Origin of the sequence: Pseudomonas tremae, from assembly GCF_001401155.1 — a bacterium.
Classification (GTDB): domain Bacteria; phylum Pseudomonadota; class Gammaproteobacteria; order Pseudomonadales; family Pseudomonadaceae; genus Aquipseudomonas; species Aquipseudomonas tremae.
Window position 1 is genome coordinate 1 of sequence record NZ_LJRO01000314.1, and the last position, 266, is coordinate 266.

Genomic DNA, 266 nt, shown 5'->3' on the forward strand with positions numbered 1-266 from the left:
ATTCGCACTCAGCTAGGCCCGACAGTGGCGGTCTCGCGTCGTCTCACAACACCGCAGGGCGACATGATGGTGACGGTCGTCGGAGAAATACCGATGGGCACCGCCGAGCGTATAGCCTTGTCGATGCGTAACGACGAATCTCCAGCCAAAAAATAAACATTTGAAGTCACGAATTCCAGGATGTAAAAATTTTCATCCTGGGTTTCAAGAGTCGCCAGGGCGCATTCAACCTGGCTTGGGCGCAGGTACTGAAATGTTTGGTGAGG

The 266-nt window shown here is 53.0% G+C and carries 1 protein-coding gene; it reads left to right on the forward strand.

Annotation, left to right across the window (positions count from 1 at the left end):
- Positions 1-156 (forward strand): MucB/RseB C-terminal domain-containing protein (locus ALO43_RS30290; protein WP_174518512.1); only part of this gene is annotated, 156 nt, incomplete at its 5' end.
- Between the last annotated feature and the right edge of the window lie 110 nt (positions 157-266).